At 72.4% G+C, this 15,198-nt stretch carries 17 protein-coding genes; 10 read left to right on the forward strand and 7 right to left on the reverse strand.

Features of this window, described 5'->3' with window-relative positions:
* Positions 1–98 precede the first annotated feature (98 nt).
* From K7G60_RS39230 to K7G60_RS24385, 4 genes are all read left to right on the forward strand, one after another.
* Complete coding sequence (locus tag K7G60_RS39230) at positions 99–584, forward strand: lactococcin 972 family bacteriocin (RefSeq protein WP_225803070.1); 486 nt, start codon at positions 99–101, stop codon at positions 582–584.
* A gap of 165 nt (positions 585–749) precedes the next feature.
* On the forward strand, positions 750–1,385 hold the full coding sequence (locus K7G60_RS24375; RefSeq protein ID WP_225803071.1) for a hypothetical protein: 636 nt from the start codon (positions 750–752) through the stop codon (positions 1,383–1,385).
* Positions 1,386–1,641: 256 nt separating this feature from the next.
* Positions 1,642–2,295: a transposase family protein gene (locus K7G60_RS24380; RefSeq protein ID WP_225803072.1), complete on the forward strand. Its 654-nt coding sequence runs from the start codon at positions 1,642–1,644 to the stop codon at positions 2,293–2,295.
* 369 nt (positions 2,296–2,664) lie between these two features.
* Positions 2,665–3,081, forward strand: coding sequence for a hypothetical protein (locus K7G60_RS24385; RefSeq protein ID WP_225803073.1), 417 nt, complete (start codon positions 2,665–2,667; stop codon positions 3,079–3,081).
* Here K7G60_RS24385 and K7G60_RS24390 read toward each other — a convergent pair.
* Positions 3,062–3,877 (reverse strand): helix-turn-helix domain-containing protein, encoded by an 816-nt coding sequence (locus K7G60_RS24390; protein ID WP_225803074.1) that lies wholly within the window; start codon positions 3,875–3,877, stop codon positions 3,062–3,064. The two genes, K7G60_RS24385 and K7G60_RS24390, sit on opposite strands and share 20 nt — an antisense overlap.
* A gap of 100 nt (positions 3,878–3,977) precedes the next feature.
* Between K7G60_RS24390 and K7G60_RS24395 the strand changes: the two genes are divergently transcribed.
* Both K7G60_RS24395 and K7G60_RS24400 read left to right on the forward strand, forming a co-directional pair.
* Positions 3,978–4,283, forward strand: coding sequence for a 4a-hydroxytetrahydrobiopterin dehydratase (locus K7G60_RS24395; protein WP_225803075.1), 306 nt, complete (start codon positions 3,978–3,980; stop codon positions 4,281–4,283).
* A 19-nt stretch (positions 4,284–4,302) separates the two neighbouring features.
* Positions 4,303–5,049, forward strand: coding sequence for a class I SAM-dependent methyltransferase (locus tag K7G60_RS24400; RefSeq protein ID WP_225803076.1), 747 nt, complete (start codon positions 4,303–4,305; stop codon positions 5,047–5,049).
* On the opposite strand, the gene K7G60_RS24405 is transcribed toward K7G60_RS24400, so the two are convergent.
* Positions 5,036–5,494, reverse strand: coding sequence for a hypothetical protein (locus K7G60_RS24405; RefSeq protein ID WP_225803077.1), 459 nt, complete (start codon positions 5,492–5,494; stop codon positions 5,036–5,038). The genes K7G60_RS24400 and K7G60_RS24405 overlap by 14 nt on opposite strands.
* On the reverse strand, positions 5,491–5,970 hold the full coding sequence (locus K7G60_RS24410; protein ID WP_225803078.1) for a hypothetical protein: 480 nt from the start codon (positions 5,968–5,970) through the stop codon (positions 5,491–5,493). Before K7G60_RS24410 ends, K7G60_RS24405 begins: the two co-directional genes overlap by 4 nt.
* Positions 5,971–6,009: 39 nt before the next feature.
* Between K7G60_RS24410 and K7G60_RS24415 the strand changes: the two genes are divergently transcribed.
* Both K7G60_RS24415 and K7G60_RS24425 read left to right on the forward strand, forming a co-directional pair.
* Positions 6,010–6,960 carry a YafY family protein gene (locus tag K7G60_RS24415; protein WP_225803079.1) on the forward strand — a complete coding sequence of 317 codons (951 nt, stop codon included), beginning with the start codon at positions 6,010–6,012 and terminating at the stop codon, positions 6,958–6,960.
* A 173-nt stretch (positions 6,961–7,133) separates the two neighbouring features.
* Entirely contained in the window at positions 7,134–8,042 is a 909-nt protein-coding gene (locus K7G60_RS24425) for a trans-aconitate 2-methyltransferase (protein ID WP_225803080.1), read from the forward strand.
* 18 nt (positions 8,043–8,060) lie between these two features.
* Here the strand turns inward: K7G60_RS24425 and K7G60_RS24430 are convergent, their stop codons facing one another.
* Positions 8,061–8,525 carry an RICIN domain-containing protein gene (locus K7G60_RS24430; protein WP_225803081.1) on the reverse strand — a complete coding sequence of 155 codons (465 nt, stop codon included), beginning with the start codon at positions 8,523–8,525 and terminating at the stop codon, positions 8,061–8,063.
* A 147-nt stretch (positions 8,526–8,672) separates the two neighbouring features.
* Here K7G60_RS24430 and K7G60_RS24435 point away from each other — a divergent pair, with 147 nt between their 5' ends.
* A complete protein-coding gene (locus K7G60_RS24435) occupies positions 8,673–9,947 on the forward strand; it encodes an SUKH-4 family immunity protein (RefSeq protein WP_225803082.1) in 1,275 nt (424 codons plus the stop codon).
* Between the two features lie 50 nt (positions 9,948–9,997).
* Here the strand turns inward: K7G60_RS24435 and K7G60_RS24440 are convergent, their stop codons facing one another.
* The 3 genes from K7G60_RS24440 to K7G60_RS24450 form a co-directional block, all read right to left on the reverse strand.
* The gene (locus K7G60_RS24440) at positions 9,998–10,792 is read right to left on the reverse strand and encodes an aldo/keto reductase (RefSeq protein ID WP_225803103.1); all 795 of its coding nucleotides are present in this window, start codon (positions 10,790–10,792) and stop codon (positions 9,998–10,000) included.
* A gap of 142 nt (positions 10,793–10,934) precedes the next feature.
* A complete protein-coding gene (locus tag K7G60_RS24445) occupies positions 10,935–12,758 on the reverse strand; it encodes a long-chain fatty acid--CoA ligase (RefSeq protein WP_225803083.1) in 1,824 nt (607 codons plus the stop codon).
* A 336-nt stretch (positions 12,759–13,094) separates the two neighbouring features.
* Entirely contained in the window at positions 13,095–13,961 is an 867-nt protein-coding gene (locus tag K7G60_RS24450) for a LysR substrate-binding domain-containing protein (RefSeq protein WP_225803084.1), read from the reverse strand.
* Positions 13,962–14,085: 124 nt separating this feature from the next.
* Here K7G60_RS24450 and K7G60_RS24455 point away from each other — a divergent pair, with 124 nt between their 5' ends.
* Positions 14,086–15,141: a bile acid:sodium symporter family protein gene (locus tag K7G60_RS24455; protein ID WP_225803085.1), complete on the forward strand. Its 1,056-nt coding sequence runs from the start codon at positions 14,086–14,088 to the stop codon at positions 15,139–15,141.
* The last annotated feature ends 57 nt before the right edge of the window (positions 15,142–15,198 follow it).

A 15,198-nucleotide genomic window follows, 5' to 3' on the forward strand; every position in this document is an offset into this window, starting at 1 on the left:
GGTTTCAAGTCAACAGGCTGAATTCCTCTTTGTCGGCGGGCGTGGACATGTGGTGATCTCTCCCGTTTCCAACAGGGGAAATCAAGGGAGGGGATTTCGTGAAGAACATCGGTAGATCCGTCGTTTTTGCCATCGCAGGCGTGGCCTTTGCGGCTGTAGGCCTCGCGGCGCCGGCCACCGCAGCCGCGCCTGCGACCGTCAGTGCCTCTGGAGCCACCGTCGCCGTCCATCATCGCGGGGACGGTGTCAAGCCGCCTGCGGAGCTGGGCAACCCCTCTGCGTGGGGTTCGGTGACGTTCAAGATGGACGATTCGGCGGACTCCGTTAGCTCGCTGGCGAGTGCGTGCCTCAGTCCGTCCTCCGGTGGTACTTGGTGCTACGGTTGGTACTCGGTGGAAGTCAGCCCCGGGGCATTTAATAAGTACTGCTACTCGAATTACGCGCAGGAGACGAAGTATCACTCGTCCACGGTGCAGATCGCTGGCTACACGCGTAAGGTCTACGCCAACGCCGGCTACGTCCCCAACGCGAACCTGACTCAGGGCCTCGCCTACACCTGCTCCACCTACTACGCCGTCTATTAGGTTCTGGTCCCCGCATCGGGCGGCAAATCCTGGGGGTGCGGGACGTTGGTGCGTCACTCGGAGGCTGTTCGGTCGCCTGAGCAGTCTCGGAGTGGCGTCACCTCCAGTTCAGACTTACTCGCTAAGCGGGCACGGGAAATGGTGCGCTTTATGTATACCCGAGTTGTGTCGACCGCCGTGTCTCTCGGGGTGGGTTTGTCGCTTGGTCTACTGGGGCCAATTTTCGGGAAATTTGATAATCCGGTTTTCGTTGCCGCTGGTATTGTCCTTTCTAGCGGTTGGCCGTGGGCTTGCTATGCGTTTTTGGTGGGGTATTTCACCCGCTCCAAGATTGAGTCGGTTTTGCTGGCCTCTTTTGGATTGGCCGTCGGTGTCGTTGCGTATTACCTTTTCAAGGAGTTGTACCCCACCATTCCTGCTGGAATGGAATACGCCACCTCCATTCCGGAGGGAATGGAATCTGGAGCCTCCGCTGAGGGGAGTATCCTCCTTTGGGGGGCAGCGGCTTTCGTGTTCGGTGCCCCTGTGGGGCTCATAGGAAACGTGGCGCGGACGCCTGGAGTTGGCGGCCTTCTTTTTCGCCTGCTTGTTCCATTGATCGCCTTCTTCGAGGCGACTCGGCGATTGAGTGTAGAGGCGGACTCGCAGGGTGCGGTTTTCGTCGCAACCTGGAACATCACGCGCGTCGCGGCATGCATCGTCGCGGTGGTCCTCATGGGACGCACAGTGTGGAGCTGGCGTGTTCGGCGTACCCAGGCCGACGGGCAACCGGACCCTGCCGCGCCTGCACAGCATCTCTGACCACCCTCCTCCTGATCAGTTGCCTCATGAAGCGTCGCGGGCTGACAGCGAGGGGCCGCCACAGAAATTGCCCAGCGCAGCCGCCGCGAAACCGACCGCACGCGGACCTGATCGTCGCTGAGACCCATGCGGTTCTGAACGAGGCACTGAGCCTTTTCGACCTGCATCAGCAGTACGCCGTTGGGCTGACGGCAGGGTAAAACCCCTGGTAGATGGGTTTTCCAACCAAGAGAACCGGCTCCACCAGAGGCTTTACGTGCTTGTCCACCCATCGGGCGTCGACGTGTCCAGTTCCACCCTCCGCTTCCTCACTCAGCAGTTGCGGCGCCACCGCCGCGCGATTGGCTCCCGGTGGCGGCGCCTGAGCGCCGGCCGTCAGGCCCTGCTCACCCTCGCCCCGAGTCTGGCCGACGCGGTGCGGACCGCTTCGGTGAAGGCGTATCTGATCCTGGACGGCACGCTCCTGCCCATCGACCGCATTGCCGCGGACCGGACGTTCTCCTCCGGGAAACACAAGAAGCACGGGGTGAACGTGCAGGTCATCGCCGATCCCTTCGGCCGGCTGCCATGGGCCTCACCGGCCCTGCCCGGAGCCGTCCACGACCTCCGCGCGGCCCGCGAACACGGCATCCTCGACGCGCTCGCCGAAGCTGGCATGCGGTACTGGGCCGACAAGGACTACCGAGGTGCCGGCGGAACGGTCCGCGTCCCGTGCTGGGGACGGTGGGAGAACCTCTCGGCAGGCCAGAAGGCTGCGAACCGGTCGCACGCGAAGATCCGGGCCCTGGTCGAACCCGCCGTCGCCACCCTCAAGTACTGGCGACTCCTCCGCAAGCTCCGCTGCTCGACCACGCGCATCACCCGCCTCGTCCGAGCCGTCCTCACCCTTCATCTGACCAGCTCAAACTGAGTTCGGAAAAGGCTCACTTCCTCCGCGACAAGAGGCAGCGACAGCCTGTGGCCGTGTTGCCCCTGCTCCCGGGGCGGGCGCTGGCGATCCCGCGCTCGTAGGCTCCTGGCAGCCGGGGAGCCATACCGGGAGCCACGCAGGGCGACACGCAGCGGACGTAGGCGTACTTCAGCGACCGCAGTGGCTCCCTCCACGGACAGCAAGAGGGCGCCTGACGGGAGCCGAGCGAGCCGTCGCATTACCTCCGGCGTAATCGACCGCCTCCCCGCCGCTCGGCATGCTCATGGACACCGGAACCCGGGCGGCGCACTCCGCTCGGGCTCCGGGCCCACCACCAGCACGAACGTCCCCTTTGGAGGGTGATCCGCCATGTCCCAGGCCCTGCTCGCCGGTCTCGCCCGCACCACCCGGCCCCAGTCCGCGGTGCGCCGCTTCCTCGCCCTCGACGCCGTCGTCACCGGAGCCAACGGGATCGCCTACCTCGCCGCCTCCGGCCCCCTCGGCGAACTCCTCGGCGTCGACGCCGGGCTCCTCCTCGAACTCGGCCTCTTCCTCACCGCGTTCGCCGCGGGCGTCGCCTGGCTCGCGAGCCGTCCGCAGCCCCCGGCGCTCGCCGTGAAGCTCGTCGTCGACGCCAACGTGATCTGGGCCGTCCTCAGCGTCGTCGCCCTCGTCGCCTGGCTGGAGCCGACCACCGCCGGCCTGCTCTGGACCCCCGCGCAGGCGGCCACCGTCGCCGGTTTCGCCGGACTCCAGTGGGCGGCGCTCAGGGCAGCTGCGCGCTGAGCGACCGCAGGTACGCGACCGTCTCCGGGTCGGCCGGGAGGAACGTCTCGATGGCCAGCTCGGCGACGGTCACGTCCATCGGCGTGTTGAACGTCGAGATCGACGACACGAACGACAGCACCCGGCCGTCGTGCTCGATCCGCAGCGGCAGCGCGAAGTACGGGTACGGCTCCGCGTCCGGCCGGTCCTCCGGGTCGATCCGCTCCGGCAGCGGATAGCCCGCCACCTCCTCGTACAGCTCCCGCAGCGACTCCGAACGCGCCAGGGCGATCTGACGCTCCATCTGGGACAGCAGGTGGCCCCGCCACTCCCGCAGGTTCCGGATCCGGGGCGCCAGGCCCTCCGGGTGCAGGGTGAGCCGCATCGCGTTCATCGGCGGGGTCAGCAGGTGCTCCGGAAGCCCGCCGAGCAGCAGCCCGATCCCCCGGTTGGCCGCCACCACCGTGTAGGTGCCGTCCACCACCAGGGCCGGGTACGGCTCGTACCCGTCGAGCAGCTGCTGGATGCCCCAGCGCAGCGTCTCCAGGCGCGGCGCGTCCAGCGGCGACTCCGCGTACCGGGGCGCGTACCCCGCCGCGAGCAGCAGCGCGTTCCGCTCCCGCACCGGCACCTCCAGGTGCTCGGCGAGCTTCAGGACCATCTCCTCGCTCGGCCGCGAGCGGCCCGTCTCCACGAACGAGATGTGCCGCGCCGAGGAGTCGGCGCGCAGCGCCAGCTCCAGCTGACTCAGCCGTCGCTGCTCACGCCATCCGCGCAGCAGCGGTCCCACTCCCGTGTCGGTCACGACAGTTGTCATGGTCAGACGGTATCCCAGAGGGGGACCCCGGGTAGTTTCACCCCGGGGCCCCTGTCCGTCACCCCGTCACCCGCGCCACCCGACCGGAGGGAGCACCGCCGTGCCCACACAACCGCTGTCACAGAAGGAGATCGAGGACCGCCTCAGGGAGCTTCCCGGCTGGTCCGTCGACGCCGACCGGCTCACCCGGACCTACCGGCTCGGTGACCACTTCGCGGCGACCGCGCTCGTCGTCCACGTGGCCCAGATCCAGCAGGAGCTGAACCACCACTCCGACCTCACCCTCGGCTACAACACGGTGGCCCTCGCCATGAACACCCACGACGCCGGCGACGCCGTCACCGAGAAGGACTTCGAACTCGCCGACCGCGTCGAGCGGATCGCCCCCGGACACGGGGCGAGCTGATCGCATTACGATCGCGGGCATGGCGGAGACCGTGCTCGACTACGAGGCAGAGGCAGCGCACTACGACCGGACCCGCGGCGGGGTGCCCCGCGCCGAGGCGGTCGCCGAGGCCGTCCTGCGACTCGTCCCGCCCGGCGCCCGCACCCTGCTCGACCTCGCCTGCGGCACCGGACTCGTCACCGAGCGCCTCACCCGGCCCGGCCTGCGCGTCCACGGCGCCGACGCCGCCCACGCCATGGTGCGGGTCGCCGCCGGCCGGGTGCCCGGCCGCGTGGTACGCGCCGACGCCCGGCGGCTGCCGCTGCCCGACGCCTCCCTGGACGCCGTCGCGGCCGTCTGGCTGCTGCACCTCGTCCCCTTCGCGGCGGACGTCGTCGCCGAGGCGGCCCGGGTGCTGCGCCCCGGCGGCGTCCTCGTCGCCACCGTCGACAAGGACGCCGCCCACGACGTCGGCAGCGACGTCGACGCCGTCCTCCGCCCGTACCGCACGGCCGGCGCGGCCTCCGACCGCGCCGACCTGATCACCGGGTACGCGGCCGCCCACGGCCTCGACCCGGCCCCCGGCACCCGCTTCACCGGCCACGGACAGGGCAGCACCCCGCGCGACACCGCCCGGAAGCTGCGCGCCGGGTACTACGCCTCCTGGTTCGCCGGAGACCCGGCGACCACCGAGACGCTCGCCGCCGCCCTGGCCGCCCTCCCGGACCAGGACCGCCCCCGAGCCGACCCCCGTTACCGGCTCGCGAGCTTCGTCAGGCGCGGCTGAACTCCATCACCCAGTTCGTCACCCACGCGTCGGTGCCCACCACCGCGAACGCCTGCTCCCAGCGGGCCGCGTCCGCCGTGATCCCCGACCACCGGAACCGCACGCGGACCTGCCGTCCCCCGTAGGAGTCGGTGCCGTGGAACTCGCCCGTCCCGTCCTCGGCGAACCGGCCCCGGACCGGCGGGTCCAGCCTCCCCGTGCGGCTGTTGGACCAGTTCAGCGTCCACTCGCCGGTCTCCGGCTCGTACAGCCGCAGCGTCAGCCCGCTGAACCCCTCGGAGGGGAAGACGATCTCGTCCACGTGCGCCCGGCCGTCCCAGAACAGCGAGCCGGTCGTGTGGCCCTCGAACTCCTTCCAGCCGCTCTCCGGGTCGAGGAAGTCGGCGAGGCGGCGGTTGCGGACCCGCCACCGGCCGTCGAGGAAGGCGAAGCCGTCGGCGGTCACGCGCGGCCTCCCGTCGTGCCGGAGGGCAGCGCGTCCGCGAGGTAGCCGGCGAGGTCCGGGACGTCCGGCGTCAGCATGTGCCGTACCCAGGCGTCCCGTTCGTGCCCGAGCGGCGGCAGCTCCCACACACAGCCGATCCACGACCGGTCGACCCGGACGAAGTGCGTCGGATCGGCGTCCGGGCAGTCCAGGGCGGGCTGGCCGGCGGCCCCGCCGCCGAAGTGGAGCACGTTGTCCCACACCCAGCTGTACGCGTTGAGGTACGCGCCGCTGTCACCGCCCCGGTGCAGCACCACGAAGCCCGCCGCCGGGGTGCCGTCCGGCTCCGGCAGCAGCTCCGGAAGCAGTGCGTACGCCGCCTTCTCCACCTCCGGTTCGATGCCCGCCGGATCCGCGGTGACGTGGTAGCGCTTGAGGTGCCGCCCGGCGATCTCGACCGGCGGCAGCGCGAGGAGGTTCTTCTCTGCGAAAGCCATGACTGGACCGTAAGGACCCTCCACTGACACCGTGTGTCAGTGAAGTCCAGCCGACTCGTCTCCCTCCTCCTGCTGCTCCAGACCCGCGGCCCGATGACGGCCGCCCGCCTCGCCGGGGAGCTGGAGGTGTCCGTCCGCACCGTCTACCGCGACGTGGAGGCGCTCCAGGCCGCCGGAGTGCCGCTGTACGGCGACGCCGGGCACCGCGGCGGCTACCGGCTGCTCGCCGGGTACCGGCACCGCCTCGCCGAGCTGTACGCCCGCGAGGCCGAGGCGCTCGTCCTCGCCGGTCTGCCCGTCGCCGCCGACGAACTCGGGCTCGGCCCGCACTTCGCGGACGCCCAGCTGAAGCTGCGGGCGGCGCTGCCCGCGCCGCTGCGCGAGCACGTCGACCGGCTGCGGGCCCGCTTCCACATCGACGCCCCCGGCTGGTACGCGGAGTCCACCGAGGCCCCGTTCCTGCCCGAGGTCGCCGACGCGGTCCGCGCCGGGCGGGTCCTGGAGGTCCGCTACCGGCGCTGGAAGGAACCCACGGACGTCGACCGGCGCCTCGAACCGTACGGACTCGTCCTCAAGGCCGGCCGCTGGTACCTGGTCGCCGGGCCCGGCCCGCGCACCTACCGGGTCGACCAGATCCTCTCCCTCACCGTCACCGACGAGGAGGCCGCCGTCCCGGAGGGCTTCGACCTCGCCGCCCACTGGCGGGCCGGCCAGGAGGACTTCCACCGGCGGCTCCACCGGGGCGAGGCGGTCGTACGGATCTCCCCGCGCGGCGCCGCCCGCCTCACCGGCGCCGCGGCCCGGGCGCTCGCCGCAACCGGCACGCCCGAACCCGACGGCTGGACGCGCGCCACCCTCCCCGTCGAATCGCCCGAACACGCCCACGACACCTTCCTCGGGCTCGGGGCGGAGGTGGAGGTCCTCGCCCCCGAGGAACTCCGCGACCGCGTCGCCGCGACCGTACGGGCCCTGTCCGCCCTGTACACCTGATCCGTCGCCCGGCAGGTCGGCCGCAGCGGCGCGCTCGCCCCGGGCGCAGCCTTCAAGGGCGTACGGGGCGTCGGCCCGCGGGAACACCGGAGCCGCGGCTGACCGGCCGGCACGTTGTTGCCGGACCGGCAACATTTCTCGCGCTCGCGGCCGGTCCGTCGCACCCTGGGGGCATGAGCCAGCATCACGCGTCCCACTCCGGCCATCAGCACGGGCACGGCCACGGCCACCACGACAGCACCCACCTCGACTGGAGCGAGATGGCGTCGCTCCTGGAGCGGCAGGCCGAGATCGCGAGCCCCGCCTACGCGGAAGCCGCCGCCTGGCTCGGCACCCTCGCGCCGGTGCAGGGCGTCCGCCGGATCCTCGACGTCGGCAGCGGTCCCGGGGTGGTGACCAGCCTGCTCGCCGAGACCTTCCCGGCCGCCGAGGCGGTCGCCGTCGACGGCGCCCCCGAACTCCTCGCCCGGGCCCGGGCCCGCGCCGAGGCGCGCGGTCTCGGCGCCCGGGTCTCCACCCGCCACGCCGAACTCCCCGAGGGGATCGCCGCCCTGGGGCAGGCCGATCTCGTCTGGGCGGGCAACTCCCTGCACCACATGGGCGACCAGGGCGCCGCGCTCGCCGAGTTCGCCGGCATCCTGAACCCCGGCGGCCTCGTCGTCCTCGTCGAGGGCGGCCTGCCCCGGCGACACCTGCCCCAGAACATCGGGATCGGCAGGCCCGGTCTGGAGGCCCGGCTCGACGCCGTCCACGCCGAATGGTTCGGCGAGATGCGCGCCGAGCTCCCCGGCTCCAAGGACGAGCGGGACGACTGGCGGGCGCTGCTCGCCGGCGCGGGCCTCACCCCGGCCGGCACCCGCACGTTCCTCGTCGACGTCCCCGCGCCCGTCTCCCCGGCCGTCCGGGAGCTGGTCCTCGCCCACTACGAGCGCCTCCGGGACGGCCTGGCGGCCCGGCTCGACGCCGACGACAAGGAGACGCTCGACCGGCTGCTCGACCCGGCCGACGCGCTGTCCCTGTACCACCGCACGGACCTGTTCCACCTCACCGCCCACACCGTGCACACCGCCCGCAAGGGCTGAGCCCGCACCGGGCCGGGGTCAGGACACCGGCTCCAGCCGCCACCACTGGAACGGCGAGTCGGTGTCCTCCCACTGCCGGACGTTCCCCCCGTCCTCCTTCGACTCGTCGGCGACCTCCAGGAACAGGCCGCTGACGAAGCTCACCAGGGCCACCGTCCCCGGCGACTGGAGGTCCTGCTCGATGACCCACTCCTGCGCGCCGAAGTTGTTGGCCCTCCACTGCTGGACGGGGGCGCCGTTCTCCGTGGACGCGTTCGCGACGTCGAGCCGTTTGCCGCTGGCGGCGTTGACCAGGTGGTAGAGCCCGCCGCCGTTCGGCACGGACCTGATGTGCCAGTGCTGCCCGGGAGTTCCGTTCCCGGTGCCCTGCTGCACCTTCGCGCCGCTGCGGCCCGATCCCTGGTACACCTCCAGGAGCAGCCCGCTGGCCACGTTCCGCACCTGGTAGAGGCCCTCCACGACGGGCGCCGGGGCACCGCTCACCGTACCGACTCCTTCTTCTCGCCAGGCAGTTGAACCGCGCGGCCGACACCGCGCGCACCCCTCGGGGCCGTCTCCGACCCTATGTCCCGGGTACGACAACGACCCCGGCCGCCGCCCGCCCGGCGGTGCTTCCGGCACGATGTGGGGGTGACCGGTCCCGATCTCCCCACCCTGCTCGACGACCCCGCCCGGGTCCTGCGCCACGACCGCGCCGAGCTCCGTGCCCGTCTCGACGCCCTGCCGCAGGAGCACGGCGGCGTCGGCCGCGAGGTCTTCACCCAGGCCGAGGCGGTGTTCGGGAGCGCCCCGGCGACCTCCGCCGAGTTCGCCTCCTGGCTGCACTTCGCGGCGACCGTCCTCGGCCACCGGGAGTACGCCGAGCGCGTGGCGGCCGCCGAACCCGGCCTGCCGTGGCGGACGGTGTGGGCCTGGTGGCGGCCGGTCGGCGTCCACGAGGCCGCGCCGAACCTCAGCGGCGACCGCTCCGTCGAGGTGTACGAGGCCGACGGCGCCCCGCTCCTGAAGGTCTGGGCCCTGTGGTGCGAGGACACCTGGTTCGACCTGGCCACCGGCGGGCCCCGGCCCGCGCCCGCCGAGGGCACGGCCGAACCGTACGAGGAGACCGAGCCGGACGGCCCCTGGCTGTTCGACGGCGACGAGGAGTCCTGGGCGCTGCGCCGACCCGACTCCTGGGAGGAGCCGGTCCCGCTGGGCGGCGGCCGCCACGTCTTCCACGACGCGCGCGGAGTGGTCGTCGTGGAGCAGAACGACACCGCCCTCGCCGACTGGCCGACGGGCGGGGCCGATTCCTCCCGCCCGGCCCCGGCGGACGGCGGGCCGTGGTTCCGGCCCGGCGCGAGGAACGCCGACGGCCCGCTCACCGCCGCCCGGCTCGACGGGGTCTTCGGCCCCTCCCGGGTCGTCCGCGTCCCGCCGGCCGACCTTCCCGCCGCCCTCACGCACGCGCCGACCCGGACGCTGCTCGCCGAGGCCGGACTGCCCCGTCACTGGGCGGCCGGCGTCACGTCCTTCGCCCTCGCCGACGAACTCCTGGCCCCGGGCCCGGAAGGCCTGCTGCGCGTCGGCGAGTTCGACCTCGGGTACTGCGACCCGGGAGAGGTCTTCGTCCACCCCGCGACCGGCGCCGTCGGCCTGCGGCAGCCGGACGGCGGCCACGGGCCCGGCGGCGACGCCGTCTTCCCGCTCGTCCGCGACCTGGACTCCTTCGTCCGGTTCCTGGAGGGCGTCCGCCGTCACATGGGCTCCTGCTGGGACCCGTACCCGGGCGAGGAGGGCGTGGAGGCCTTCCTCCGGGCGATGGACGCCGTCGACGCCGGGGCCCTCGCCGAGGGCGCGCCCGGTGCCGAGGTCTGGGAACACCTCTTCGCGTCCGTGACCGAACTCGGCGTGGACGGCTACTGAGAGGACGCGGCGGCCGCACCCGCCGGTGGGGCCGCCGCGCCTCCGCGCGCTCAGGCGCCGGCGTTGAACTGCGCCGGATCCGGGCCGAGTCGGCGGTTCTCGTCGAGGGCGGCGATCGCCGCCAGGTCCTCGGCGTCCAGCTCGAAGCCGAAGACGTCGATGTTCTCGCGGATGCGCGAGGGGGTGACCGACTTCGGGATCACCACGTTCCCCAGCTGGAGGTGCCAGCGCAGCACCACCTGGGCCGGCGTCCGCCCGTGCTTGCGGCCGATCGCGACGATCGCCGGCACGTCCAGGAGGCCCTTGCCGGAGCCCAGCGGCGACCACGCCTCGGTCGCGATGCCGTGCCGGGCGTGCGCGTCGCGCGACTCCTGCTGGGAGAGCTGCGGGTGCAGTTCGATCTGGTTGACGGCGGGCACGACCGAGGTCTCGCCGATCAGCCGCTCCAGGTGCTCCGGCAGGAAGTTCGAGACGCCGATCGCCTTGGCGCGCCCGTCCGCGAGGATCTTCTCGAACGCCCGGTACGTGTCGACGTACGCGTCCTTCGCCGGCACCGGCCAGTGGATCAGGTAGAGGTCGACGTAGTCGAGCTTGAGCCTGTCGAGGGAGGCGTCGAAGGCGCGCAGCGTCGAGTCGTAGCCCTGCTCGCTGTTCCACAGCTTGGTGGTGACGAACAGCTCCTCGCGGGCGATCCCCGAGTCGGCGACGGCACGGCCGGTGCCCCGCTCGTTCTCGTAGACCGCGGCGGTGTCGATGGAGCGGTACCCGGCCTCCAGGGCCGTCGCCACGGCGGCCGTCGCCTCGTCGTCCGGCACCTGCCAGACGCCGAAGCCCAGCTGCGGCATGTCCACGCCGTTGTTCAGGGTGACCGAGGGAACGCTGCTGTCCGTGCTCACGTGGGATGGATCCTTACGTCGTCGTCACTGGCTGTACGGAGGTACTCCCAGCGTCAACGATCCCGGGCCGTTCCGCATTCCAACCGGCCGGTCAGCCGTAGAGCGCCTCGACCTCCGCCGCGTACGCCCGCTCGATCGCCTTCCGCTTCAGCTTCAGCGAGGGCGTCAGCAGCCCGTGCTCCTCGCTGAACGGATGCGCCAGGATCCGGAACGTCCGGATCGACTCAGCCTGCGAGACCAGCGTGTTCGCCGCCACCACCCCGCGCCGGATCTCCGTCTCCAGCGCCGGATCGCGCACCAGCTCGGCCGGGGAGAGCGGCGCCCGCCCCTGCATCGCGAGCCAGTGGTCCACCGCCTCCTGGTCGACCGTCACGAGGGCGGCGATGTACGGCCGGTCGTTGCCGACCACGATGCACTGGGCGATCAGCGGATGCGCCCGCACCCGCTCCTCGAGCGCGGTGGGGGAGACGCTCTTGCCCCCCGAGGTCACCAGGATCTCCTTCTTGCGTCCGGTGATCGTCAGATAGCCGTCCGCGTCGAGGGAGCCGATGTCCCCGGTGGCGAGCCAGCCGTCGTTGAGGACGGCGGCCGTCGCCTCCGGGGCGTTCAGATAGCCGGCGAAGACCTGGCCGCCGTGCAGCCACACCTCGCCGTCCTCCGCGATGTGGACCGTCGTGCCCGGCACCGGCTGGCCCACGGTGCCGTACTTGGTCCGTCCGGGCGGGTTCGCCGTGGCGGCGGCCGAGGACTCGGTGAGCCCGTACCCCTCGAAGACCGTGATCCCCGCGCCCGCGAAGAACAGCCCCTGCCTGCGGTCCATGGCCGAGCCGCCCGACATCGCGTGCCGCACCCGCCCGCCCAGGGCGGCGCGCACCTTGACGTACACCGTCTTCTCGAAGAACTGGTGCTGCACGCGCAGCGCCGCCGACGGCCCGGGACCGGTCCCGAAGGCCTTCTGCTCCAGCGCCTCCGCGTACGCGACGGCCACCTCGACGGCCTTGTCGAAGGGACCGGCCCTCCCCTCGCTCTCCGCCCTGCGGCGGGCCGCGTGGAAGATCTTCTCGAAGACGTACGGCACGGCCAGGACGAAGCTCGGCCGGAACGCGGCCAGGTCGGGGAGCAGTTCGGCCGCCGCCATCACCGGCTGGTGCCCCAGCTTCACCCCGCCGCGGACCGCCGCGACCTCCACCATCCGCCCGAAGACGTGCGCGAGCGGCAGGAACAGCAGCGTCGAGGCCTGCTCGCCGGGCCGGGAGCGGAAGACCGGCTCCCAGCGGCCCAACACCATGTCCGTCTCGAACATGAGGTTCGCGTGGGTGATCACACAGCCCTTGGGAGGGCCGGTCGTCCCCGAGGTGTAGATGACGGTCGCGATCGTCTCCGGGGTCACCGCCCGCCGGTGCCGGTGGACGACCTCCTCGTCGATCTCCGCGCCCGCCGCCGTCAGTTCGCCCACGGCGTCCGCGTCCAGCTGCCACAGCCGCCGGAGCCGGGGCAGCCGGTCGATGACGGAGCCGATCGTCATCGCGTGGTCCTCGTGCTCCACCACGCACGCCGTGACCTCGGCGTCGTGCAGCATCCAGAAGACCTGCTCGGCGGAGGAGGTCGGATAGACCGGCACGGGCTGCGCGCCCAGCGTCCACAGCGCGAAGTCGAAGAGCGTCCACTCGTACCGGGTCCGGGCCATGATCGCCACCCGGTCGCCGAACCGCACGCCCTCCGCGATCAGCCCCTTCGCGAGGCCCATGACCTCGTCCCGGAACCGCTCGGCGGTCACGTCGTGCCACGCCCCGTCCGGGCCCTTCCGGCCGAAGGCGACCCGGTGGGGGTCGGCGAGGGCGTGGTCGAACACGGCGTCCGCCAGACCGCCGACCTGAGGCGCCGCCTCGACGGGCGGCACGGTGAACTCGCGCACTGACCTGCTCCTCGACGGCTCGATGGCTGGAAAAGCCCGTTGTCGCGCTCCGTACGGCGCGGGTGACGGTACCCCACCCGACCGGCCGGTGGGAGGGCCTTCACCAAGCCGGGACATTCCGCGTTCTCACAGGTCAGAGCAGGTGAGGCGGTCAAGTCGAGGGCGGCTCGGGGCGGTTACCGACCAGACGGTACGCCCTCGGGGGGTGAATCTCCACGGAATCTGTACCGGCCGCTCACGCCCCGACCCCGAAGCACCGCGGTGGCGCCTTCTCGCCGCCCCCGGGCCCCGCCCTCCCCGCCCTCCCCGGGCGCGCCGCAAGCGATCGCCGTCGGTTCAGCGCGGCCGGTGCAGCCGGTCGCCGCCCGCCAGGATCGCCTCCGCGAGGGCGTCCGCGGCCTCCTGGGTCTCCCCGCCCCGACGCCCCTTGCGCAGCACGAAGCCCACGTCCCCGAGCTCCGGGAGCCCCGCGCGGGCCGGCACCGGGACGAGCCCCGGCGGCACCAGGCCCCGCGTGTGCGCCATCACTCCGAGCCCCGCGCGGGCCGCCGCCACGTTCGCGCTCAGGCTGGAACTCGTGCACGCGATCCGCCACGCCCGGCCCTGCGCCTCCAGGGCCTCCAGGGCCCGCGCCCGGGTGATCCCGGGCGGCGGGTACAGGATCAGCGGCACCGGGCGCTCCGGATCCAGCCGCAGGCCCGGCGCCCCGATCCAGACGAGCGTGTCCTCCCAGACGAGCCGGCCCTCGCTCTCGGACCCGCGCCGCTTGGCCAGGATCAGATCCAGCCGGCCGGCCGCGAGCCGCGCCTGGAGCGTCCCGGACAGCTCCACCGTCAGCTCCAGGTCGACCTCGGGGTGCTCGCGCCGGAAGGACTCCAGGATCTCCGGCAGCCGGGTCGTCACGAAGTCCTCCGACGCGCCGAACCGCAGCCGCCCGCGCAGCCGCGTCCCGCCGAAGAAGGCCGCCGCCCGCTCGTGCGCCTGGAGGATCGTGCGCGCGAAACCGAGCATCGCCTCGCCGTCCTCCGTCAGCTCCACGCGGTGCGTGTCCCGGGCGAACAGCGGACGCCCCGTCGCCTCCTCCAGGCGCCGTACGTGCTGGCTGACGGTCGACTGGCGCAGCCCGAGCCGGTCCGCGGCCCGTGTGAAGCTCAGCGTCTGGGCCACGGCGAGGAAGGTGCGCAGCTGGGTGGGCTCGTACATCCCGCGACGTTATCGCGAAACATGATGACAGTCAGAGCACTGTACGGGATTCCCGATCACCGGCCCGTGGAGCAGGATGGACGGGCGCGACCCTCCCGCAGCAGTGCACAGAGCAGTGGAGCCCATGACCCCCCGTACCGCACCCCGTCCCCTCCGCCTGCCGTCCTGGCTGCCCCTCGACGGCTACGTCCTCGCACTGCTCGGCACGGTCGCCCTCGCCGTGCTCCTGCCCGCCTCGGGCGCCACCGCGAGCGTCGTGAAGGGCGCCTCGACCGGGGCCGTCGCCCTGCTCTTCTTCCTCTACGGGGCCCGGCTCTCCACCCGCGAGGCCCTCGACGGCCTCAAGCACTGGCGGCTCCACCTCACCGTCCTCGGCTTCACCTTCCTGCTCTTCCCGCTCCTCGGGCTCGCCGCGCGCGGCCTCGTCCCCGGCGTCCTCACCCCGCAGCTCTACGGCGGCTTCCTCTTCCTCTGCCTGGTGCCGTCCACCATCCAGTCCTCCATCGCGTTCACCTCGATCGCCCGGGGCAACGTGCCCGCCGCGATCTGCGCCGGCTCGTTCTCCTCGCTCGCCGGCATCGTCCTCACCCCGCTGCTCGCGGCGCTGCTCCTCGGCGACGGCGCGGGCGGCCTCTCCGCCGACGGGTTCCTGAGGATCGTGTTCCAGCTCCTCGTGCCGTTCCTGGCCGGGCAGTTCCTGCGCCGCTGGGTCGGAGCCTTCCTCGACCGCCACAAGAAGGTCCTCGGACGCGTCGACCGGGGCTCGATCCTCCTCGTCGTCTACACCGCCTTCAGCCAGGGCATGGTCGCCGGCATCTGGCACCTGGTGACCCCCGCGCGGCTCGGTCTGCTGCTCGGCGTCGAGGCCGTGCTCCTCGCGCTGATGCTGACCGTGACCTGGTACGGGGCCGGGCGCCTCGGCTTCGGCCGGGCCGACCGGATCGCGATCCAGTTCGCCGGCTCCAAGAAGAGCCTGGCGGCCGGGCTGCCGATGGCGAGCGTCCTCTTCGGGCCGCAGGCCTCCCTCGCCGTGCTGCCGCTGATGCTCTTCCACCAGATGCAGCTGATGGTCTGCGCGGTCATCGCCAAGCGCCGCGCCCGCGACCCGGAACCCGACGGAGTGCCGGGCCGCCCGGCGGAAGCCGTACGGGCGTCCGGGGTCCCGGCCCCGGGCGCGTGACCCCGCCCGCGTCCCCGCAGGCCCGACGGCCCCGCACCCCGGGAGCCCGCGCCCGCA

Origin of the sequence: Streptomyces sp. NK15101 (genome assembly GCF_020400725.1) — a bacterium.
Taxonomy (GTDB): domain Bacteria; phylum Actinomycetota; class Actinomycetes; order Streptomycetales; family Streptomycetaceae; genus Streptomyces.

Bases quoted from the DNA above. Each gene is read 5' to 3' on its own strand.
- K7G60_RS24385 (WP_225803073.1), top strand. From the start codon at position 2,665: ATGTCCCAGGCCCTGCTCGCCGGTCTCGCCCGCACCACCCGGCCCCAG.
- K7G60_RS24390 (WP_225803074.1), bottom strand. From the start codon at position 3,877: ATGACAACTGTCGTGACCGACACGGGAGTGGGACCGCTGCTGCGCGGA.
- K7G60_RS24400 (WP_225803076.1), top strand. From the start codon at position 4,303: ATGGCGGAGACCGTGCTCGACTACGAGGCAGAGGCAGCGCACTACGAC.
- K7G60_RS24410 (WP_225803078.1), bottom strand. From the start codon at position 5,970: ATGGCTTTCGCAGAGAAGAACCTCCTCGCGCTGCCGCCGGTCGAGATC.
- K7G60_RS24425 (WP_225803080.1), top strand. From the start codon at position 7,134: ATGAGCCAGCATCACGCGTCCCACTCCGGCCATCAGCACGGGCACGGC.
- K7G60_RS24440 (WP_225803103.1), bottom strand. From the start codon at position 10,792: ATGCCGCAGCTGGGCTTCGGCGTCTGGCAGGTGCCGGACGACGAGGCG.
- K7G60_RS24450 (WP_225803084.1), bottom strand. From the start codon at position 13,961: ATGTACGAGCCCACCCAGCTGCGCACCTTCCTCGCCGTGGCCCAGACG.
- K7G60_RS24455 (WP_225803085.1), top strand. From the start codon at position 14,086: ATGACCCCCCGTACCGCACCCCGTCCCCTCCGCCTGCCGTCCTGGCTG.